Consider the following 21,555-nt stretch of genomic DNA (forward strand, 5'->3'; position numbering starts at 1 on the left):
CTCAGCACCCAAAGCCCCAGAGCTTTTTCAGGTCAATTTTAAGTGGGATCCAAACTGAACGCCCAATGCTCATTTCTCATAACAGAAATAGAGATTAAATTAAGTAGAAAACATTGGCCTTGAGACCGGTAAGAAAAATGATCAAAGAGGCGATCTCTTGAAGAAGACGACCTCAGAGTATAAAAGGCACGCAATTCTTTACGCTTCTGCTAAATCAGATGCTGGTTTTCAAAAAAGTATTGTCAATAATCCATTTTTTGACGAAGATGATTGACGAATTTATATTTCTTCACTCTCGAGGTTAGAAATTAACTCCTTGGACTTTTGGTTACAATTCTCTCTACTACGAATGTTCGCTAATGTGTAGGCCTACCCGGCTCCCGACCAAATGTATAGTTATTTTAAAAATGACTATCTCTCCTGGTGGACAAGGCTTTTGGGGTAGGTTGACCCTTGCTCCTCTCTCGTGGGTGGGCTGCTGGTACTGGCATTCCTGTTTGTGAGAGTTAATCTTATTTGGAAGAAATTGATCTTTTTCTCAAATTTTTATAGAGCACCTCTATACTCAAGTGAGATAGCCCCACACACAAGCTTCTGGGCTAGGCCTGAAATTTTATTGAGATCCCCTGTCAAAGCTTTTCAGGTATTGCCTCTTGTGCCAAAAGGCTAGGATGGGCAAGGATTGTATTTTCTATTACTCTATTGGGGATGATTTGTATGCCAGCTAGAAGCAGAACCGACTCATTGACGGATACGCACAGGTGGTGTTTCATGGAATCCATAGCCGACGCTCTCCACCACTTGTAGGCCTTGTAACCTAGGGCCGTGTTCTCTAGCCTGCTCGCGAGATAGAACGTGGTTTGCACTGCTTCTCCAAATCCTATGCCTTCCTCCAAGGATGCCGCTCCTGTAGCCCGCGCCAAACAGCCTGCGGCTCAAGCCAGCCCTGCTGCCGGCGAGCTTTTCCTTCAGCAGAATGGATCCCTCTCCGCCCAGTTGGTTCCCCAGGGATCCCTGCAGCTTTACACCCACCCCAGCCGGGGCATGTTTACGCCCGTCATGGCTCAGGCGATGCGCTTGGCAGGCCAGGGAACGCGGGTGCTGATCGTGCAATTTCTCAAGGGTGGGATCAACCAGGGGCCCGAAAATCGTCTCTCCCTGGGCAGATCCTTGGAGTGGGTTCGTTGTCGCCTGCACCGCTGCATCGATACACCTCACCTAGAGCCTGAGGAGCGGGTGGCATTGGATGAGCTGTGGCAATTTACCCAGGAGGCTGTCAGGAGTGGCCGCTATGACTTGGTGGTGTTGGATGAGCTGAGCTTGGCTGTGAAGTTGGGCCTGATCCCAGAAGCGGAAGTGCTGAGCTTAATCGACCAGCGCCCCATCTCCATGGACATGGTGATCACCGGGCCGGAGATGCCAGATTCGTTTCTGGAGCGGGCCGACTTGATCACGCAGTTGCGCCTACGTGGCATCCCAGGCCCAGGGCTGCGCACTGCCGATGGGAATGTTGCCTGTTCTCTGGATCCCCCTCAAGTCAGCGGCACAGGTGCTATGCCTACAGCAGCCCATGTTGCTCCGCACCGCTAGCGCAAACAGTTTCCGCTCCGAAAGACCTAGGCAACACGGGTCGCGTCAGGGGGGCGGAGTCCCAATAAGACTGGAGCTTGTCCACCAGATGTGCCCTCACTCTCCAGGAAGCCGGCTGTAGCCATGTTGAAAAACGACCGCTGGATCTGTGAGCAAGCGCGGCGAGGGATGATTGAGCCCTTCTGCCCTGAGCTGGTGCGCGCTGTTGAATCTCGGCCCGTTTTGAGTTACGGGCTGTCCTCCTATGGCTACGACATCCGCCTGTCGCCGGTGGAGTTCAAGATCTTCCGCCATGTGCCCGGCACAGTGGTGGATCCCAAACGGTTTAACCCCAAGAATCTGGAAGCGGTGGAGCTGCACCACGACGAGATGGGGGATTACTTTATCATCCCGGCCCACTCCTATGGGTTGGGGGTGTCTTTGGAGCGGCTGCAAGTTCCGGATAACATTACCGTGATCTGCATTGGCAAATCTTCCTATGCCAGGGTGGGCCTGATTGCCAACCTGACGCCCGCTGAGGCGGGATGGCGGGGTTATCTCACCCTGGAGTTTTCCAACGCCTCCAGCGCCGACTGCCGTGTGTACGCCAACGAAGGGGTGGTCCAGCTTCTGTTTCTGGAAGGGGATCCCTGCCAAGTGACCTACGCCGACCGCGCCGGCAAGTATCAGGATCAGCCGCAGCAGGTGGTGGTGGCCAAGGTTTAGCTGCTTCCCTCAAAAGGGAGAGGGTTGGCGGGATCCGGTTGGCTATGCTGGATCCACGTAGAACCCCATCTTGATTCATCTCCCTCCATGCCTGACTCTTTTTCGCCTGCTGCTGCTCCCCCCGGTGAGGCCGAGCCTTTGGGCGATAGGGAGTCCAATCCCGATCTGCTTACAGCTTCCTACGATTACACTCTCCCTCCAGACCAGATTGCGCAAACGCCGGTGGAGCCCAGGGATCAGGCGCGGATGCTGGTGGTGTACCCGGATAGGCACGAGCATCGCCGCTTCTGCCATCTGCCTGACTACCTGCGGGAGGGGGATCTGCTGGTTCTCAACGATACCAAGGTGATCCCGGCCCGCCTGTTCGGGGCCAAGGAACCCTCCGGGGCGCGGGTCGAAGTGTTGCTGCTGGAGCCTTGTCTGGAAGGGATCCCTGCCGCTGCGCAACCTCTGCCGGATCAGGCGTGGAGCTGGCGGGTTTTGGTCAGGCCGGGCAAACGGGTGAAGGTGGGGGATCGGATTGGTTTTTGGAGCAAGCAGGGATCCCCCTCTGGGCTGAGGGCCACTGTTCTGGCTTTGGACCCGGAAACCGGCGGGCGAGTGGTGCAGTTTGAGTGGGAAGGGGCGCAACCTTTTGAGGAAATCCTGGAACAGGTGGGCCGGATCCCGCTTCCTCCCTACATCAAGGCTTCCGGATCCCCAGGCTCAGGACAAGTTCGCCCTGAAGACTACCAAACCCTCTGGGCCAAGCACCCCGGCTCGGTGGCTGCTCCCACGGCAGGGCTGCACTTTACCCAGGAGCTGCTGGAGCGGCTGGCCCAAAAAGGGATCCAAACGGCCTACATCACCCTGAACATCGGCCTGGGTACCTTCCGACCGGTGGAAGCGGAGCGGGTAACCGAGCATCGTCTCCACAGCGAGTGGCTCAAGGTGCCGGCAGAAACGGTGGCAGCCATCCAAAAAGCCCAAGCCCGAGGGGGGCGGGTGATCGCGGTGGGAACGACTGTGGTGCGCTCTTTGGAAACCGCGGCAGCCTCTGGCACCTTGCAGCCTTGGCAGGGGAAAAGCGATCTATTCATCTACCCCGGCTACTCCTGGCGGGTGATTCAAGGACTGGTCACCAATTTTCATCTGCCCCGCTCCAGCCTGATGATGCTGGTGGCTGCGCTGATCGGGCGGCAAAGGCTGCTGGATCTCTACCGAGAGGCCGTCGACCAGGGGTATCGCTTCTATTCCTTTGGGGATGGCATGCTGATCCTGCCCTAGGGCTGGGGCTGACCTCCCTGGGATCCCTTGAAGGAACCGGCCTCCGCCTCTCCTTCAACTGGGGTCGAAGGACGGTCTTGCCCGCCGGCAAACCAGTTCCGGATGCGATCCCATTCCACCTGATGGTAGCCGTCCACCGCCCAATTGGCCCGCCGCTGCAGCATGTGCAGAGGAAAGAAGGTGGCCAGAGCCAGCACCGGGATCCCTGCCGAACGGGCTGCCTGAATGCCGGGGTAGGTGGCCTCAATGCTCAAGCACTCCTGGGCAGGCAATTCCATCCGCTGCAAAAGCAGGCGGTGCAAGTGTCCTGGGGAAAGCATTGGGCCTGCATCATCCCCCGTCACTCGGTAGGATCCCCCATCGGTCAACCGCGTCAGGGCCGGGCAACAGGACTGGAAACGCTCCAGAAAAGCGGCCACCTCGGCTGCCGATTGGCCGCACAGCAGGCCGACCTTCAGTTGCAGCCGCTCCAGCGTCTCCAAAGTTTCCGCCAAACCGGGAATGAGAGGCAATTCCCTCTGCCCCTGCAAAGCCTGTCGGTAGTATAGGGCCTTGCGTTTCAGCAGCTCTTCCAGTTGTTTGGGGCTGAGCACCCGCCCTTGATCCCCCCACAGAGCCGGCAGGCGCTCTCGATCCGGTCGGCCCAGGTATTGCAGCCGATAGAGCTCCCGCTGCCCAGGGGATCCCGACTTCGGCCAGCACAGGTTCCAGGGGCGCAGGTTCTCTTCCACCAGCAGTTGGTTGATGGCCTGTAGGTGCAAGTTCTCGTCATCGGCCACCACCCCACTCCAGCTCAAGATCACCCCTTGCAGCCCCATATGGGCGACATCACCCTCTGCTAACGACCGCAACCCAACTGCATCAAAGCAGATGGCTTGTCTATCCATTTTGGACGCGACGCTCGAACTCTTCGCGGGTGGCGTCCACCAATTGCACCGCCTCTGGATAGAGCTGAGGATGGTTTTGCTTCAGCCAACTGAGCACCCGCGCCAATTGAGCTGCACACAGATCCAAATCCGCTTGAAAAATAACCGCCGCCGCCATGTGCTGAGCATATTCGGGCGGGTGACCCTGCTGCGCCAGCTCCGCCGTCAAAGCGGCCAAGGCTTGTTGGCGAACTGAGGGCAGTGAACTTTCGGGAGAAGACATAGGCCAAGCCCTTCAAGCGGGAGAGTAGCGGCGCAAGGCCAGCGTGACGTTGTGCCCACCAAACCCAAAGGCATTCACCAAAGCGGCCTCAACAGCCATCTGCCGCCCCTTGTGGGGGACAAAATCCAGCCCTTCGCACTCGGGATCGGGGTTGTCCAAGTTGAGGGTGGGAGGAACCCAGCCGTGGTGGATGGCCAAAGCTGTGGCCACCGTGGCAATGCCGCCCGCTCCCCCCAACAGGTGGCCGGTCATGGACTTGGTGGCGCTGATGGCCAAACGGGGGGCATGCTCGCCAAAGACCGACTTGATGGCCTGGACCTCGGCGATATCCCCTAGAGGGGTGCTGGTGGCATGGGCATTGATGTGTTGCACATCCCCAGGCTGAAGCCCGGCATCCTTGAGGGCCAGCCGCATCGCCCGGGCCGCTCCCTCGCCGCCGGGGGCAGGGTTGGTCATGTGGTGGGCATCGCAGGTGAGGCCATAGCCGACTATCTCCGCATAGATCTTGGCCCCGCGGGCGCGGGCGTGCTCCAACTCCTCCAGCACCAGGATCCCTGCTCCTTCCCCCATGACAAAGCCATCCCGATCCCGATCAAAGGGCCTACAGGCTTGCTCCGGGGTGTCGTTGCGGGTGGAAAGGGCCTTCATGGCACTGAACCCCGCCATGGACAAAGGGGTGACCGCCGCTTCCGTGCCACCTGTAATCGCCGCTTGCACCTCTCCCCTCTGGATGAGCCGAAAGGCATCGCCAATGGCGTTGGAGCCAGAGGCACAGGCCGTAACTGTGCAGGAATTGGGGCCTTTGGCGCCAAAATGAATGGCCAGGTGACCCGCAGCCATATTGGCGATCATCATGGGCACCATGAAGGGGCTACAGCGATCCGGCCCTTTCTGCAGATAGATGGTCTGCTGCTCTTCCAAGACGCGGATGCCGCCGATGCCGGTGCCCAAGATCACCCCCACTTGCTCAGCGTTGAGAGCGGTGATGCGAAAGTCAGCGTCCTCCAAGGCTTGCCGGGTGGCCGCCATCGCCAGGTGCACAAAGCGGTCGGTGCGCTTGACATCCTTGCGATCCAAGTAGTCGAGGGGATCAAATCCCTTCACCTCTCCGGCAATACGGCAATCGTGGCGGGAGGCATCAAAATGGGTAATCGGCCCAATGCCGCAGCGCCCTGCCAGTAGGCTCTGCCAAAACTCGGCAGGAGAGTTGCCGATGGGGGTGACCGCGCCCAGCCCCGTAATCACAACGCGGCGGGTTGGCCTGAGAGCAGTGGCGGGATCCAGAGTAGCCATCGTCCGGTGTTAGCCCAGGGGTATGGAGGCAGATTAGGCAGCTTTCTTCGAGAGGATGTAGTTGACAGCGTCTTGCACGGTGGCGATCCTTTCTGCATCTTCATCGGGGATCTCCAGATCGAATTCCTCTTCAAAAGCCATGACCAGCTCCACCGTATCGAGGCTATCGGCCCCCAGGTCGTTCTGGAAATTGGCTTCCGGGGTCACTTTGTCATCTTCCACGCCCAGTTGATCGGACACGATCTTACGAACACGGCTGTAAACTTCGTCTGCGCTCATGCTTGGAATCCCAACTCTCGATTCAGCGTGTCTTGGCCGGGCCAACCAGCGGCCAATGAAGCAATCCCTATTGTATCGGACAATGGATCCCCTCTTGTGAGCAGCCTCACCTGCATTTGCCGCTGCGGCCAGAGTATGGGAATTGGGCGGCAGCCTTTTCGGTTGTGGGAAAGAAAAGCTAGTATAGTCCACTGCGTCTCTACCACTGGATTCTAAGGAGAACTTGCTTCCATGCCCCGCGCTTACGAAACGATGCTGATTGTGCGTCCTGATCTGTCAGATGAACCCCTCGAACAACTGCTCAGCAGTCAGGAGGCAATCCTGCGAGAGAACGGAGTAACCCACGTGGAGATTACCAATAGGGGCAAGCGCCGCTTTGCCGGGTTTGAGATGAAAAAGTTCAAGGAGGGTCTGTACATCCAGTTCAACTACGAAGCCGAACCCAATGCGGTGGCTGCCTGGGAGAAAAACCTGCGCATCAACGAGAGTGTGCTGCGCCACATGACTCTCCGCGTCGGCTAGGTTTGACGGCATCCTGGCCTGCGGGCATGATGGAAGTGCCCTGAGCTGCCCCTTATCCCTGGATGGCTCCGTTATGAACTCGATTGTGTTGATGGGCGAGGTTCTGTCTGAGCCAGAGCTGCGCTACACCCCTGATAACTTAGCTGTTGCGTCCTTGGTGATTGGCTTTCCCAGCTTGCGCCCGGATGAGCCGCCCTACCGAGTGCGCGTTTCCTCTTTTGGAGAACTGGCCAAAAGGGTGGTGGACACCTGCCATGTGGGCGACCAAATCACAGTGGAAGGCCAACTGCACATGAATGTGGTGGAGCGAGATGGGCGCAAGGAAAAGCTGGCCGAGATCACCGCGCGCCGTGTCCATCAGCTGGGATCCGCTCGCGTCCTCTCTCTGACGGGGATGGGTGAACCGGCGATTGTGGAATCCTCTGAGGGGGATGTGGTTTCCCCACCGGAGCCGGACGATCTCCCGTTCTAACGGTTGCGAGACTTGCCGGGATCCCCCATGTCTCAGGAACTTGCTGCGGGTGAACCTTTGGGATCCCTGCGGGTCATCGGCTACTCGGTGCAGGGGCGTCCCATTCACCTTTGGCAGCTCACCCAAGGGATCCGCTCCTTGCTGCTGATCGGCGGAGTACACGGGGATGAGGTGGAGGGCTATGCCCTGATCGAGCGCTATGTGGCCTCGGGGAGATGGGGATCCCTGGCCGGGAAGGCGACCCTATGGGCAATCCCTCGCTTGAACCCGGATGGCTGTGCCCTGGGGCAACGTCTCAATGCCAACGGTGTGGATCTCAACCGCAATCTGCCCACCCAAGATTGGATCCCGGCCTCTTTGGAAGCTCGCTATCCGCCCGGAGCAGCCCCAGGCTCCGAGCCCGAGACGCAGGCGTTGTTGGAGGGCTTGGCCCAGATGCGGCCCCAATTTATCCTTTCTGCCCACTCCTGTCAGGCACACCCCTGTGTGAACTACAACGGCCCTGCCCTTGAGCTGGCCCAGGTGATGGCCGCTTGCAACGGCTTGCCCATTACCGCCGACATTGGCTACCCTACCCCTGGTTCTCTGGGCACTTGGGCAGGGCAGGAACGGCGGATCCCAACCCTAACGCTGGAAATCCTGCGGGGCACTCCCCTCGATCAAGTCTGGCAAGAGCAGGCCGAGGCGCTGCAGGCGGTGTTGGAGTGGGCAGCCCAAGGCGATGCCTTCTGACCGGTGTCAAGATCTCTGAACTTTCGTTGCCAATCTGCCTAGTTCGTTCAAGATATCTGGGGTTTTCTCGCCCAAATCTTCTACAACACAGATAGGTGGGGCAGAGCAGAGGGGAGCTTGGAGTCGAGGGAAAAGGGGTCAGAGGTCAACCCCGAAGTCACGCTGCTTCTGCCTTGTGCCCCGCTGTTAGCCATCTGGAGGAAGCCGATATGTTCAGCAGGATTTTGGTGGCAGTGGATCGGTCGGAGCTGAGCCAGGGAGTATTTCAAAAGGCCGTCCAAGTGGCCAAGGCCATGCAGGCCCAGATGATGATTCTCCATGTTCTGTCTCAGGAAGAGCCGGGCGCCCCAGAGCCGCCGATGATCCTGGGGGTAGATTACAGCTCCACCATCAGCGCCGAGCTGTGGCAGTCCTATCGGGAGCAATGCGCCATCTTCGAGCAAAACCAGATGGACTACCTGCGCTCGCTGGTGGGGAAAGCGGCTGAGCACGGGATCCGTGCTGAGTACAGCCTCAACTACGGCAACCCCGGTCGAGTCATCTGCGATCTGGCCCGCTCTTGGGAGGCGGACTTGGTGGTGGTGGGCCGCCGCGGCCACTCCGGCCTGAGCGAGCTGTTTCTGGGCAGCGTCAGCAACTACGTGCTGCACCGCGCCCCCTGCTCGGTGTTGACGATACAAGGGGAAGCCCTGAAAAAAGCAACCCAAACTGCGGAAGAGAAGACAGCTACCCCTGCTGGCTAAGGCTCTAGGGACTCTAGGGCGAGGGAGTGGGATCTGGTCGCGTTAGCGGGGCAGAGTCCTTGCTCTCCGGCTGGCCTTCCAAGAGGCGATTCACTTCGGTTTCCAGGCTGTTGAAGGTGCTCAGCTCGATCACGGCAATGTCCGGCTGGCGGCTGCTTTGCACGTAGGCCCGCAAGCCAGAGGCGGCCAAGGTCAGGGTTAAGGGATCCTGCTCGGCGTCGGGTTTGGGCTCAAAGGTCAGCCGTAGGTCCGGATCAGACAACACCCTTTGGGCTTCCGCGTCGGCCTGTTCCACAAACTCTTTGGCGCGGGCAGCATTTAGGCTGGAGAACAGAGAGCCGAGATCCACAGGCTGGCCCGGTTGCTCCGGGTTTTCCCAGCGCAGCTCCAGGGATCCCTTCTCTGAAGGCCGAGGGGTGAGGGTGACCTTTTCCCCTTGGGATTCTAAGGTGACTTGGCCCACTTGGTTGGCGTTGAGGCGGGCAATGCGGTGATCCCGCAGCTCTTCCAAGTCGGAGCGGAGAATATCGGCGGTGGAGGTGAGCAGGGTGGCTACTGCCGGGTGCTCAGAGGTGATGACGTACACCTGGCCATCTTTCTCCGATCCCAAAGCGACGTTCAGGGTTTTGCCGCCCTCCAGCTCCACCGTTAGGCGGGCGGAAGGCTGCTCCAAGCCATAGGGGGCGAGCTCGTCTTTGGTCTCGGCGGGGAACTCCACGGCCTGCAGGCGAGACAAAGTATTGAGCAGACGATCGACGTTGAGGTCATCGGCAGGCAGCTCGCGGGGCTGGACAATCTGCCAAGTAAAGTGCTCCGCACCGCTGGCGCGAACGTCTTGCAGCTGCAGGCGAACAACTTCCGGCTCTGCCTCTGCCAACTGCACTTGCAGGGCCTTCACCTCGGCAGTGTCAAACCGAAGCAAGGTTTTGTCCCGCAAAGCCAGTAGGGAGGGCAACAGGGATCCCTTCTGGGCACTGCTTAGAAGCACCACCTGTCCCCCTTCGGGCTGGGCGTAGAAGCCAGAGCCGTCGAAGTTGTCGTTGCCGATGGCTAGGCGGTAGGGATCCCCTTCTTTGGGGAAAAGGGCAATTTGGTGTCGCGGCTGATCCAGGCCAAAAGCGGCCAGGTCAGTGACCCCCTCTAGGGTGATTTGGGGAGTGAGGCGGGAGAAGGTGTTGAGCAACTGCTCAATGGGGAAGTCCAGCGCCGCTGACTGAATGGGACTGACAATCCGCCAGTGGGATCCCTCTTCTTCTGGATTGCGCTCCAAAAGGATTTCCAAGTACTCCGCACCGCTGCCGCGAACGGGTTCCCCCTCTTTCTGTTGGCGGATTTCAATGCGGGCGATGGTGTCGGTGGCAAAGTGGAACAGCCGCGCTCGCTCCGCCTGTTGCTCCTGGCGCAGTTGCTGGATGTTGTCCAAGAGGAAGTAGCCCAGCAAACAGGCCACCGCCAAACCCAGGAGAATCCAGGTGGTTCGCTTGAACATGCCTGCTTTCCTCCAGCTCTACCGTCTTTGCCACCACAGGGCAGCTCCGGAACCCAGGGCCGCCAAGGGCAAAAGGACCGTCGATCCCAGCACCAGCCAGCGGAAGTTTTGACCGGTCAGGGTGAGACGGCGATCCGTGATGGATTTGGGGCGGATGGAGATCTGCTCCGTTTGCTCAGTCAGCCAGTTGAGGGTGTTCAAGAAGAGATCCCGGTTGCCCTGCTGCCGCAAGTTGCCGTTGAGGGCAAAGTTGACATTGCCGATCACCACCAGGCGGGCCTCCTGCGGGGATCCTGTGTCGGCCTGGTCGGCGTCCAAACGGCGGGTTAAAGCAACACCCAAGGTGAGGGGGCCGGGCTTGTCCTGATCCGGATCGAATTGCAAGGGGCCACGTTCCAGCTCAGGACTGGTCTCCCCCCAACTTTGCGGGCCGGTGCGCAGCAAGGGCGTGGCTTGGATCCCTTCCCGAGCTTGGGTTTCTACCGAACGAGCTAAGGGAAAGAGGGTCATCAGCCGCTGGGCGGCCAAGGGGGCGGTAATGGGGTGATCCCCGTAGTCAGTAACCAAAGCTACGGCTGGCCCTGTCCCCAGAAGCTGGCTGATGCTGCTCGCCTCCAGGATGATGTCATCCCCCAAGACCACGCCCCACTCTTCCAGCAAGGGATCCAGGCCGGCATCCACCCGCGGCCCGATCAGCAACAGCAGCCGTCCTCCCTCGGCCAGGTAATCCTGCAGTTTCTCCACCTCGCCGGGGAACAAAGCCCGCTGTGGCCCCGCCAGCACCAGGACATTCGCATCCTCTGGGATCTCCGCTTGCACCAAGTTGAGGGGCTCTACCCGATAGCCTTCCTGGCCCAGGGCTGCCGCCGCCTGAGCCAGAGTTGGGGCGCCTTCCCTCGCTTGCAGCCCCACTTCCCCATGCCCTTGCACGAAATAGGCCACTAACTCCCCTCGGTTGACCACTTTGGACAAGACAGGGGTCAGTCTGCTCTCCAGGTCAGGAGCAGGGGGCTGGGGCAGTTGTTGTCGGCTTTCTCCGGCCTCCACCACCAGGGTGTTGTTTTGCGTCACCTGCAGCCGTTGAATGGTCAAGGGATCCCGATTGGGATCCACAAACTCAAACTGAAAGCGGTTGGGGTTAAGGCGGCGATAGCGCTCCAGTTGTTCCCGCAAGTTGGGATCCGGCGCAGTGGTGACCACCCAAACTTTGACCGGTTGCACCAATCCCTGCACCAATTGCCGGGTTTGGGGCGAGAGGGTAAACAGACCCTCCTCAGTGAGATCCAGCCGCAGGTCGTAGCGCACCGCCACCACATTCACCAGCACCAGAATGACGGCCATCGCCGCCGCCGCCACCAGGATGTTGGCGTTGGTCTGGGTGGAACGCAAACCGAGGAAGACCCCCACCTCCTGCCGGTGGGTGATGCCCCAAGCCACCAGCAGGGCCAAACCTGTTGCCAGCATGCTCAGGGGCACAGCCGTCCAACCGGTGAAGGCGGATCCCACCACCAGGCCAATGGCGATGACGCCAATGCCCAGGATCCCTGTCCAGTCCAATAACGCGCGCCAGTCCTTCATAATGCTCCGCACCGCTGCCGCAAACACCACACTCCTCCCATCTGACCCTAGCTCTGTTGCCAGCGCAGGCTTTCCACCGATTGCACCGTGGCAAACAGCCCCAGGACGATGATGCTCAAGAAAAGAATGAGGCTGCTGCTGCTGAGGATCCCTTGCACCCAGTTGCTATATTGCTGCAGCAAAGACACATGCCGCAGCGTCGCGGCAATCCAGTTCTCCTCCTGGCCGGCTGCCGCGTCGATCACCCAGAGCAACAAAATCAAGCCAAAGGTGGCCACTGCTGCGATGAGGGTGCTGTCTGTCAGAGAAGAGATAAACAACCCCAAAGCCATAACGCTACCCGCCAGCAGGGTTAGGCCCACATAACCCATCAGGGTCAGGCGGTAGTCCACTGCCGGGTTGGCGCTGCTCAGCACCAGCACATGGTAGACCAGCGGCGGCAGCAGCAGCGTGATGAAAAACACCCAGACCGCCAACCATTTGCCCAGGGCCACCTCCAAGTTGGTGATGGGAGAAGTAGCCAGCAGCTCCATCGTGCCTCGCCGCCGCTCCTCGGCATAGGAGCTCATGGTGAAGATGGGCAATAAGAAGAGAGAAAGAGTGCCCAAGAGGTTGAGAAACTGCTGCGACAGGATGGTGGCGGCGTCAAAAGGGTTCTCCTGGCCGAACTGGGCGAAAAGATCCACCTGCTGAGAAAAGCTGATCACCCGCACCAGAATATTAAAGAAGAAAAACCCCGCCAGTCCCCAAAACACCGCGGCCACCACATAGGCAATGGGGGAGGTGAAGTAGCCGCGCAGCTCTTTGCGAAAAATGGCAACCACTCCGTTCATGCCGCTTCCTCCAATGCGCCCTCAGATCCCTCTTGCGTAGTGAGCTGCAGGAAAATCTCTTCCAAAGAAGCCTGCGGGCGGCCTATCTCGTAGAGGTCGATCCCTGCCTGCACCAGCACCCTGGCCACCTCCGGGATCCAGCCGTCCGCGGCAGCGTTGCTCTTGAGCTGCACCTGCCAGCGGGAGGGATCCGCCGCCAAGGGCTGTAGGCTCACCACCTCCACTTGGGGCAAAGGCTGCAGGGCCGTCCGGATGGCCATTGCCTCGGTTGCCCCCACCACCAGCTTTGCCTGCTGCCGATCCTGGAGCTGGGCTGTCAGCTCAGCGGGGGTGCCGATGGCGGCTACCTGGCCGCGGTTGATGATCACCACTCGGTCGCAGGTCATGCTCACCTCGGGCAGGATGTGGGTGGAGAGGATGATGGTGTGCTCCCCCGCCAGGCTCTTGATGAGCTTGCGCACCTCGATAATCTGCTTGGGATCCAGCCCAATGGTGGGCTCATCCAGGATGATCACCGGCGGGTCGTGAACCAGGGCTTGGGCAATGCCCACCCGCTGCTTAAACCCCTTGGAGAGCTTGCGGATGAGGGTGTGGCGCTTTTCTTCTAGGCTGCACCGCCGGATCGCCTCGTCCACCCGCCTGGGCCGATCGCCAGCGCTGACCCGCTTGATCTGGGCCACAAAGTGCAGGTACGCCTCCACCGTCATGTCGGGGTAGAGGGGTGGGTTTTCCGGCAGATAGCCAATGCGCTGCCGCACCGCCATCGAGTTTTCGTGAACATCAAACCCGGCCACCCGCGCCGTCCCCTCGCTGGCAGGCAGATACCCCGCCAAAATGCGCATGGAAGTGGTCTTGCCAGCCCCATTCGGCCCCAAAAAACCCATGATCTCGCCGGCGTTCACCTGGAAGGAAACATCGCAAATGGCAGTGAAGCTGCCGTAGGTTTTGCTCAGATGCTCAACTTCGATGGCACCCGCGGTTGCACGAGCAGTGGGTAAACCTGTCATCAGCAACTCCTAACCTAGAGGGTCAGCAGCGATTAGCAAACGGTCCAAGGCCGAGTTACCCCTATTCCCAAAGAGGACAAATGTCGGGAAGCAGGCTCGGGCAAGAAGGCGGGCAACAGCGCTGAGGCCACATGCCAACTTAGCATAGCGACGGCGAGGATGAGTCGAGGGAACTGGGATCCCTTTCCCCCTTTTGGTGGGGATCCATCGGTTGGCTAGTCGGCAGGGCTTGTGAGGGATCCCCACTGTTCCAGTCCCAGAACGCGGCTCTCCCCTGGATTGGCTGCCACCACCTCCCCAATGGGGAAGGCTTCGGGGAGCAGGGATCTCACCTGATTTTCCGCCTCAGGGGGGATCACCAGCACATAGCCCACCCCCAGGTTGAAGGTGCGGAACATCTCCAAGGTCTCCACCTGGCCCTGTTCTTGGAGCCAGAGAAACTCCTGTGGGATGGGCCAGCTATGGGGCTGCAGCCGCGCCGCCTGGTTGGGGGCCAAACAGCGGGGCAAGTTTTCCGGGATCCCGCCGCCAGTGATGTGGGCCATGCCGTGGATGGCGATCCCTGCTGCCTGCAGCCGCTGCACCGCCTGGACATAGATGCGGGTGGGGGTGAGGAATACTTCCGCCAAAGGCCGATCCCAGCCGGGTGGCCGGTGATCCCAGCGCCAACCCCGGTCGGCCACAATCCGCCGCACCAAGCTGTAGCCGTTGCTGTGTAGGCCGCTGCTGGGCAAAGCCAACAACCGATCCCCAAGCTGTACCCGCGACCCATCCAGAATGGCCGCCTTCTCCACAATTCCCACACAAAACCCGGCCAGGTCGTACTTCCCAGGGGGATAAAACCCCGGCATCTCCGCCGTTTCCCCGCCCAGCAGTTGGCAGCCCGCTTCCTGGCAGCCCGCCAAGATGCCGTCGATCACCTGCCACAGGGCTTCCGGCTCCAGCTTGCCGGTGGCCACATAGTCCAAGAAAAACAGCGGCCGGGCCCCCACCGTCAGCACATCGTTGGCACACATCGCCACCAGATCGACGCCCACCCCCCGGTGCTGACCCCACTGCTGGGCAATGTCCAGCTTTGTCCCCACCCCATCGGTGCCCGCCACCAACACCGGCGCTTGATACCCTGTCGGCAGCTCAAACAGGCCGGCAAAGCCGCCGATGCCACCCAAGGTTCCTGAAGAACCTGAGGACGGAATTTGAATCCGTTCAACGCGCTCGCGGATCCCCCTGACAAAGGCCTGGCCCAGATCGATGTCAACCCCTGCTGAGCGGTAGTCCAAGATGCCGAAACCCCTTATGCTATCAAGACTTGGGCTTTTGTGCCCGACTGTGCAAACTGGTCAATTCAGAAACCTATGGTACATTAACTTCTGTTTTAACCGTCGCCTTGGAAGTTGTACAGGATTGGAGAGGAGCGCGGCCTCATGCGAAATTGGAAACAGCTTGGACAGGGACTGGATCCCGCCCGCAAAATGGGCTTGGTCAGCTGTCTCTGTGTCACGGCTTTGGGCTTGCCGGTAGGCATGTTGGGCGGCTTGACTTCGCGAGCACAAGCCTCGACGCGAACCGGATCCCCCAACACCCGAGCAGCAGAGCTGTCATCTGACTCCCAATTGCCCTCCCCGGCCACCGACCTCGTTCCCCCTTCCCAACCCGCCACTGCTGCCGCAGCCCCAGTCAGAACGCTGCCGAGAATTCCCCAAACCTCTATCTCCGACCACAAAGGTCTTGCCCCTGCCAAACTGGGTACCCTGAACTTGGATCATCCCTTGAACCGATCTCGCCGGGCGATCCTGCCCCGTCGAGCAGAAGAACCCATTCTCAAGATCGGCGAACAACAGCAGCACACCAACCAGCCCATCTCCACCCTCTACGACTATCAGATGGACGGGCAACAGGTGGTTACTGTCTATGTGCGGGATCTGCCCATTGTCAGTTTTGTCGAGCACCCTGGGCTAGAACCACCGCTGATGCGGGCCAGCACCCTTGTGGCCCAGCTCAACCAAATGGCCCAGGGATCCCTGAAAGACACCACCATCACCCTAGGTTGGGCAGGTTTGGAATTGGCCGAACAAGGCTTGGGTGTTCCTCTCTACACCATTCAGGTCAACAACAAGGAATTGCTGCGCATCGACGCTGGAGTGCTGTTGATCGACAACCAGCGCCCGGTGGATGTGGCTGTTTTGGCCGCCAACCGTCTCCGCCGTCTGCTGCTCGATGCCCCGCCCATTGCAGCTCCGGCCCTGCCTCAACCGGCTGCTCTGACCGCCAAAGCCGCTGTTGCAGGTTCCAAGCCGAAAACAGCCCCTCAACAGGAACCCGCCCCTGTCCGCGTGGTTGGGCCTGTGCAAGAGGGCATTGCTTCTTGGTATGACCTGCACCCAACCCGCCATGAGATGACGGCTGCCCACCCCACCCTGCCCTTTGGCACCGAGGTACGGGTGACCAACCTGAAAAACGGACGCCAGGCTGTCGTGCGCATCAACGATCGCGGCCCTTTTATCCCCGGTCGGATCATCGACCTCTCCCTGCGGGCGGCAGAGGTGTTGGGGATGGTGCGCTCGGGGCTGGCACCTGTGCGGGTGGAAGTGCTGCAACGCTAGCTAGGGCACGGGCGAAAAGCGCTTGGAATCGGGGGAATAGCGCCAAGAAATGCCGTCGGGATCCCGGCTGCGGCTCCACTCCGGAAACCCGGTTTTGAATTTCCAATAGGTAATGGCGGAAACCACCACCCCCAAACGTTCCGCCAACTGAGTCTGGTTGAGGGGGCGCAGCGGTGCCCGTGGCGCCGTAACGGCGGTGGGGCTGGGTGTGGGGGCAGAGCCTGCCGACTCTTGGGGGGCCGTGGCTGCAGGGGTGGGCGCTTCCTCCTCCAACCGGTGACTACGGCTGGGCTCCTGGGGACGCAGCAGGCTGAACTGGCTCAACAGGCCAACATTTTCCAGGTTTAAAAGATTTTCCAGGTTAGAGGTCTGGTGGATCAGCTCCAGCTCACGGCGAAACTCATCCTCCAGCACCTGCAGGTAGTGTTCCCGCTTCTGCTCCGACTCGGCATCTTTGAGCAGCCCCAAGGCAAAGCTGAGGTTCGAGAGGGGCTCGCTCAGATCCTGCAAGAATTTCTTGAACAGAGTGCCCTTCACGTCCGTGAACTGCTGCAACTGCTGCAGTTTTTGCCGCAGCTCCTCGATTCTTTTCTCTTCCAGCTTGCGGTTCTCGAGGCTCTGGCGGTGGTTGTGCAGGGCAATTTCAATGGTGGTGTAGAGTTCCCGCTCTTTGAAGGGTTTGATGATGTAGCCAAAGGGTCGGGTCTCTTTGACGCGGGAGAGGGTGTCTTCGTCGGCGTAGGCCGTCAGATGCACCACCGGAATGTTGAAGCGCTCGGTGATCCGCTTGGCGGCTTCTATGCCATCGATATCGCCTTTTAGGACGATATCCATCAAGACCAAGTCCACCGGCATCTCTTCCAGCCTTCGGATCGCTTCTTCCCCGGAAGAAGCAATGGCGGGCACAGCGTAGCCAAATTTTTTCAGAACGTTGGCAATGTCCTTGGCGATGATCTTCTCGTCTTCGACGACCAGGATACTGCCTTTGACAAGGGGTGGAACTCTCTTCAAGGCTCGCTCCTCGGAAAGGTAATGATGAAAGTAGTACCCGATTTGCTTCTCAATTGTATCTTGCCCTGTAGCTGATCGGTGAGGGTTGCAACCAGTTGTAAACCCAGAGATTGAGTTTCCTTGAAGTCAAAGTTCGGGGGCAAGCCAACGCCATTGTCGGAGACTCGCAACTGAGTATATTTGCGGGTTTGGCTGAAATGAATCTCTATCTCCCCGCTGCGGCCCTTCGGGAAGGCATACTTGAGGCTGTTGGTCACCAACTCGTTGATGATCAGGCCACACAAGACCGCATCGTCCAGGTTGAGGCGGATCCCTTCGGCGCGGATGTTGGCGCGAATGCTCTCGGGGTTTACCCCGTAAGAGTGAAAGAGGTTGGAGATCAAATTGTTTAGGTACTGCTTGAGATCCACAGCGGCCAGATTGTTGGATTGGTACAAACCTTCGTGGATCAAAGACATGGCTTGAATACGGCTGCCGGCATCCTTAAAAACGCGGGCGTACTTGCGGCTTTTGATTTGGTCAGCTTGGAGCCGCAGCAGGCTGGAGATGATTTGCAGGTTGTTTTTGACGCGGTGGTGAATCTCCCGCAGCAGGACTTCTTTTTCCTGAAGGGCAGCTTGGATCTGCAGCTTTGCCCGTTTTTCTTCGGTAATGTCTTCGCAAATGCCGATGATGAAGAGGTTTTTGCCCTCGGGATCCCGGACTGCAGAGACTGCCAGGCGGCACCAAACCACCTTTCCGCTGCGGTGGATGTAGCGTTTTTCCAGGTGGTAGCGATCCCGTTGGCCGTTCAAAACCTCCTGGAAGAGTTGCCAATCTTCCTGAATGTCCTCGGGATGGGTGAGGTCGCAGAAGCTCATGTGGGTCAGTTCGGCAGCGCTATAGCCCAAGATCTCTTCCAGAGCGGGGTTCACTTTTAGGTAATGGCCCCGATGATCGACGATGGAAATGCCCAGGGCTGACTGCTGGAAGATGCCCCGTAAACTCAGCTCACTTTGGCGAAGGGCTGCCTCGGCTTGCTTGCGCTCGGTAATGTCCAAAATCTGGCTTAGAAAGTAGCTGGGATCCCCTTGGGCCGTGCGCACCAGGGTGATGCGAAGAATGGCATAGACTATTTGGCCGTTCTTGTGGATGTAGCGTTGTTCCTGTTCCCACTGATGCACCTGGCCGGCCAGCAGGCGGTTGCTGTTTTCCAGAGTGGTGGCGATGTCGTCGGGATGGGTGATGTCGAGGACGGTTTTCCCTTTGAGATCCTCCAGGGTGTAGCCCAGGGTTTCGGTAAAAGCGGCGTTGATTTGCAAATAGGTGCCATCCACGTGGGTCATGGCCTTGGCAATGGGGGCCCATTCAAAGGATTGGCGGAAGCGTTCTTCACTTTCTTTGAGGGCAATTTCTGCCTCCACACGGGCGCTGATGTCGATCACCTGGTTGAGAAACTGGGTGGGCTGTCCTTCCTCGTCGGTGAGCAGGGTGGCCTGAAACAGCACATGAACAACCTGGCCGGAACGGTGGGTGTAGCGAATCTGGCGCTGGCTGACAGAGACCTTCCCTGCCAGCAAAGCCTCATTGGCCCCCAGCAGTGGGTTGACATCTTCGGGGTGGAGAATGTCCAGTTGTTGCCGATGTTTCAATTCTTCGGGGGTGTAGCCGACAATCTGGGCAAAGGCATCGTTGACCTGGATAAATCGCCCCTGCAAGTCCACAAGGGCAATTCCATTGGGGGCCAGCTCAAAAATCTGCCGAAAATGGTTGGCGCTTTGTTGCCAGGCTTGCTCTATACGACGCCGTTCGGCTTCCAGTTGCTTGGACTCAGTGATGTCTTCGACGATCCCTGCCACCCGATAGATTTTGCCCTCTTTGTCGGCGATGGGAAAGGTGCGTTCTCGCAGCCAAATCAGGCGGCCATCAGTGTGATAAATGCGGAAGACAACATCGGTGGATTTGCCCTCCGATTGGGCTTTGAGGATGGTGGGGAACAACCAGCGGTCGTCGGGGTGGATTTGGCGCATCCAGGCTTGGGGGTTGGCGTAGGCCTCTTCGGCGGAAAGGCCCCAAATGGCTTCACAGGCTGGGCTGACGTAGATCAGCTCTTTGCTGTAGAGTGTTGTGATCCAAAACAGTTGTTGCGTATTCTCTGCCAGTTGCAGAAAACGATGCTCGCTCTCTCGGCGGGCTTCTTCCAATTGTTGTTGTCGTTCTTTCAGTTGACGGGATGCTGTGATGTCAGTAACAAATCCTTCAAAATAGAGGGGATCCCCTTGGTCGTTGTAGATGGTACGGGCATTTAAAGAAATCCAAATTAGCCTGCCATCTTTGCAGCAGACTTGGTTTTCAAAATCCACAACTTGACCTTCTTTTAGCATGCGCTGGATGAATTCGGCTCGTTGCTCCGGATCGCTATAGATTTGGGTGCCAATATCGGAGACGTTGTGCATCAAATCCTCAGGGGATTCGTAGCCGAAAATATGGGCCAAGGCCGGGTTGGCAACCAGATATTTGCCCTCTAGGGTGGTTTGAAAAATGCCTTCGACGGCGTTCTCGAAGATCTGCTGGTAGCGGGCAGCAGTGCTGCGGCTGTCCTGCAGTTGGGATTGGAGCTGCTCGAGGGTTTGCCGATGCTCCTGGGCTTGGAGAAGGATTTGCTTCAGGCTGAGGGCAACGAGGTCAATCTGTTCCCGTTCAAAGGAACTCAGTTGGCGAGGATGGCAGTCAAGCAGGTGCAGATCGGCCAACCGGATCCCCTGCTCAGTTTGCAAGAGAAAGGATTCATGAAAAGGCCATTGCTCAGAGCCGACATCGGGGTTGAAAGGTTCTCCGGCTGGGATCCTTTGCGGATCCCGGTAGAGGATCCCTTTTGAAGGCGAGTGGGGATCGGATCCCGGCTGGGCCAGTTCTAGATAGACCAAAGGTACTTTCAACAGTTGACCCAACAATTGCAACAGCGGGTACAGCGCTGTACCCAGTTCGGTTTGAAGGGACTGCCCTTCCCTGGGAGCAGTCCGCGGGAAAGCAAAACCGTGCACAACGGATCTTGGCGAGCGAGAAATGGGAGGTGACATGGGAAAACCTGGCCGAGGAGCTGGCTCAACCCAGTCCATCACGACAGATCGGGGGTGCCTGGTTGGGCTGATCTCCACAGGGAAAAGGAGCAGGCGCACCCATTCTGCACCCACTCTACTCTAGCGATACTCTGGAGAAACTTACTTTGAAACCTACTTTAGTGAAACATGCTGCTGACGGAGCTATCTTCATGGATGCGCCAGATCGCTTCCCCCAGCACATTGGCTACCGAGAGAACGGTTAACTCGGGAAAGTGCTGCTCTGGAGGGATAGGGATGGTGTTGGTGACGATCACCTCTTCAAATAGACCACCCCGCAGGCGTTGAATGGCCGGCTCAGAAAAAACAGGATGAATGGCGCAGGCGTAAACCGCTTTGGCTCCCAGCTTGCGCAGCAATTTTGCCCCTTCCGAGATGGTGCCTGCGGTATCGATCATGTCATCCACAAGGATGGCAGTTTTCCCCCGCACATCCCCAATCAGATTCATGACTTCCACATCGTTGTGGGCTTGACGGCGCTTGTCAATGATTGCCAGAGGGGCTTCCTTGAGCTTTTTGGCAAAGGCACGGGCACGAGCCACACCCCCCACATCGGGAGAGACGACCACAATGTCTTCGTCGAGCAAGCCCTTTTCCTTGAGGTAAGCCTGTAATACCGGCTGGGCGTAGACGTGGTCGAGGGGAATGTCGAAGTAGCCTTGAATCTGGGCCGAGTGCAGATCCATAGCCAGCACGCGGTGAGCTCCCGCCTGGGTAATCATGTTGGCCACCAGCTTGGCGGTGATCGCTTCTCGGCCTGCCGTTTTGCGGTCGGCGCGAGCGTAGCCGTAGTAGGGCAAGACAGCGGTGATCTGCCGGGCAGAGGCACGGCGACAGGCGTCAATAATGACCAGCAGTTCCATTAGGTGGTCGTTGACGGGGCGGCAAGTGGGCTGCACCAAGTAGACATCGGCACCCCGAATCGACTCCTGAATTTGGATGTACAGCTCGCCATCGGCAAAGCGCTTGCGCAACATCGGGCCCAGATCCATGCCCAAGTAACGCGCCACCTCTTGAGCCAGAGCCGGGTTAGCGCTGCCTGAGAAGATTTTGAGGCGGTTGCTATCCGAGATGGGTGGCAGGGGGGAAGGGCGGAGAAGAGGGGCAGGGCGAACCACAGATCGATGCTGAACTCGTCCGCAGCCAACGCCTAACGGCGAGCTGTCGCTATCGTAGCACCAGCAC

The 21,555-nt window shown here is 58.8% G+C and carries 20 protein-coding genes; 8 read left to right on the forward strand and 12 right to left on the reverse strand.

Going from position 1 to position 21,555, the window contains the following annotated elements; genetic code table 11:
- Window positions 1-882: 882 nt before the first annotated feature.
- The 3 genes from ACVW0C_RS07320 to queA all read left to right on the forward strand — a co-directional run bounded on the left by ACVW0C_RS07320 (window position 883) and on the right by queA (window position 3,561).
- The gene (locus ACVW0C_RS07320; protein ID WP_148202730.1) at window positions 883-1,590 is read left to right on the forward strand and encodes a cob(I)yrinic acid a,c-diamide adenosyltransferase; all 708 of its coding nucleotides are present in this window, start codon (window positions 883-885) and stop codon (window positions 1,588-1,590) included.
- Between the two features lie 123 nt (window positions 1,591-1,713).
- Window positions 1,714-2,295, forward strand: a complete 582-nt coding sequence (gene dcd / locus ACVW0C_RS07325; protein WP_011433274.1) for a dCTP deaminase — start codon at window positions 1,714-1,716, stop codon at window positions 2,293-2,295.
- Window positions 2,296-2,382: 87 nt separating this feature from the next.
- Window positions 2,383-3,561, forward strand: a complete 1,179-nt coding sequence (gene queA / locus ACVW0C_RS07330; protein ID WP_011433273.1) for a tRNA preQ1(34) S-adenosylmethionine ribosyltransferase-isomerase QueA — start codon at window positions 2,383-2,385, stop codon at window positions 3,559-3,561.
- Here the strand turns inward: queA and ACVW0C_RS07335 are convergent.
- From ACVW0C_RS07335 to ACVW0C_RS07350, 4 genes are all read right to left on the reverse strand, one after another.
- Window positions 3,558-4,379, reverse strand: coding sequence for an HAD family hydrolase (locus ACVW0C_RS07335; RefSeq protein WP_457384771.1), 822 nt, complete (start codon window positions 4,377-4,379; stop codon window positions 3,558-3,560). The genes queA and ACVW0C_RS07335 overlap by 4 nt on opposite strands.
- A 61-nt stretch (window positions 4,380-4,440) precedes the next feature.
- Window positions 4,441-4,710, reverse strand: a complete 270-nt coding sequence (locus ACVW0C_RS07340; protein WP_414343277.1) for a hypothetical protein — start codon at window positions 4,708-4,710, stop codon at window positions 4,441-4,443.
- A 12-nt stretch (window positions 4,711-4,722) separates the two neighbouring features.
- On the reverse strand, window positions 4,723-6,003 hold the full coding sequence (gene fabF / locus ACVW0C_RS07345; RefSeq protein ID WP_457384772.1) for a beta-ketoacyl-ACP synthase II: 1,281 nt from the start codon (window positions 6,001-6,003) through the stop codon (window positions 4,723-4,725).
- A gap of 33 nt (window positions 6,004-6,036) precedes the next feature.
- Window positions 6,037-6,282, reverse strand: coding sequence for an acyl carrier protein (locus ACVW0C_RS07350; RefSeq protein WP_414343279.1), 246 nt, complete (start codon window positions 6,280-6,282; stop codon window positions 6,037-6,039).
- A gap of 231 nt (window positions 6,283-6,513) precedes the next feature.
- On the opposite strand from ACVW0C_RS07350, the gene rpsF reads away from it, so the two are divergent.
- From rpsF to ACVW0C_RS07370, 4 genes are all read left to right on the forward strand, one after another.
- Complete coding sequence (gene rpsF, locus ACVW0C_RS07355) at window positions 6,514-6,804, forward strand: 30S ribosomal protein S6 (protein WP_011433268.1); 291 nt, start codon at window positions 6,514-6,516, stop codon at window positions 6,802-6,804.
- A 73-nt stretch (window positions 6,805-6,877) separates the two neighbouring features.
- Window positions 6,878-7,276, forward strand: a complete 399-nt coding sequence (locus tag ACVW0C_RS07360; protein ID WP_414332102.1) for a single-stranded DNA-binding protein — start codon at window positions 6,878-6,880, stop codon at window positions 7,274-7,276.
- 27 nt (window positions 7,277-7,303) lie between these two features.
- Window positions 7,304-8,008: a M14 family zinc carboxypeptidase gene (locus tag ACVW0C_RS07365; RefSeq protein ID WP_457384773.1), complete on the forward strand. Its 705-nt coding sequence runs from the start codon at window positions 7,304-7,306 to the stop codon at window positions 8,006-8,008.
- 209 nt (window positions 8,009-8,217) lie between these two features.
- A complete protein-coding gene (locus ACVW0C_RS07370; RefSeq protein ID WP_457384774.1) occupies window positions 8,218-8,751 on the forward strand; it encodes a universal stress protein in 534 nt (177 codons plus the stop codon).
- A gap of 13 nt (window positions 8,752-8,764) precedes the next feature.
- Here ACVW0C_RS07370 and ACVW0C_RS07375 read toward each other — a convergent pair whose 3' ends face one another.
- The 5 genes from ACVW0C_RS07375 to purM form a co-directional block, all read right to left on the reverse strand.
- The gene (locus ACVW0C_RS07375; RefSeq protein WP_457384775.1) at window positions 8,765-10,240 is read right to left on the reverse strand and encodes a DUF4340 domain-containing protein; all 1,476 of its coding nucleotides are present in this window, start codon (window positions 10,238-10,240) and stop codon (window positions 8,765-8,767) included.
- An 18-nt stretch (window positions 10,241-10,258) separates the two neighbouring features.
- Window positions 10,259-11,818 (reverse strand): GldG family protein, encoded by a 1,560-nt coding sequence (locus tag ACVW0C_RS07380; RefSeq protein ID WP_457384776.1) that lies wholly within the window; start codon window positions 11,816-11,818, stop codon window positions 10,259-10,261.
- Between the two features lie 47 nt (window positions 11,819-11,865).
- Entirely contained in the window at window positions 11,866-12,651 is a 786-nt protein-coding gene (locus tag ACVW0C_RS07385) for an ABC transporter permease (protein ID WP_414343288.1), read from the reverse strand.
- On the reverse strand, window positions 12,648-13,658 hold the full coding sequence (locus ACVW0C_RS07390) for an ABC transporter ATP-binding protein (protein ID WP_457384777.1): 1,011 nt from the start codon (window positions 13,656-13,658) through the stop codon (window positions 12,648-12,650). The genes ACVW0C_RS07385 and ACVW0C_RS07390 overlap by 4 nt, the downstream gene beginning before the upstream one ends.
- Window positions 13,659-13,873: 215 nt before the next feature.
- Window positions 13,874-14,938, reverse strand: coding sequence for a phosphoribosylformylglycinamidine cyclo-ligase (gene purM, locus ACVW0C_RS07395; RefSeq protein WP_457384778.1), 1,065 nt, complete (start codon window positions 14,936-14,938; stop codon window positions 13,874-13,876).
- Between the two features lie 144 nt (window positions 14,939-15,082).
- On the opposite strand from purM, the gene ACVW0C_RS07400 reads away from it, so the two are divergent.
- Window positions 15,083-16,261 carry a septal ring lytic transglycosylase RlpA family protein gene (locus ACVW0C_RS07400; RefSeq protein WP_457384779.1) on the forward strand — a complete coding sequence of 393 codons (1,179 nt, stop codon included), beginning with the start codon at window positions 15,083-15,085 and terminating at the stop codon, window positions 16,259-16,261.
- Here the strand turns inward: ACVW0C_RS07400 and ACVW0C_RS07405 are convergent, their stop codons facing one another.
- The 3 genes from ACVW0C_RS07405 to ACVW0C_RS07415 form a co-directional block, all read right to left on the reverse strand.
- A complete protein-coding gene (locus ACVW0C_RS07405; RefSeq protein ID WP_457384780.1) occupies window positions 16,262-17,272 on the reverse strand; it encodes a response regulator in 1,011 nt (336 codons plus the stop codon).
- Window positions 17,269-20,190 carry a PAS domain S-box protein gene (locus ACVW0C_RS07410; RefSeq protein WP_457384781.1) on the reverse strand — a complete coding sequence of 974 codons (2,922 nt, stop codon included), beginning with the start codon at window positions 20,188-20,190 and terminating at the stop codon, window positions 17,269-17,271. Before ACVW0C_RS07410 ends, ACVW0C_RS07405 begins: the two co-directional genes overlap by 4 nt.
- A gap of 299 nt (window positions 20,191-20,489) precedes the next feature.
- A complete protein-coding gene (locus tag ACVW0C_RS07415; protein WP_011433256.1) occupies window positions 20,490-21,488 on the reverse strand; it encodes a ribose-phosphate pyrophosphokinase in 999 nt (332 codons plus the stop codon).
- Between the last annotated feature and the right edge of the window lie 67 nt (window positions 21,489-21,555).

This window comes from Thermostichus sp. OS-CIW-26 (genome assembly GCF_054058395.1).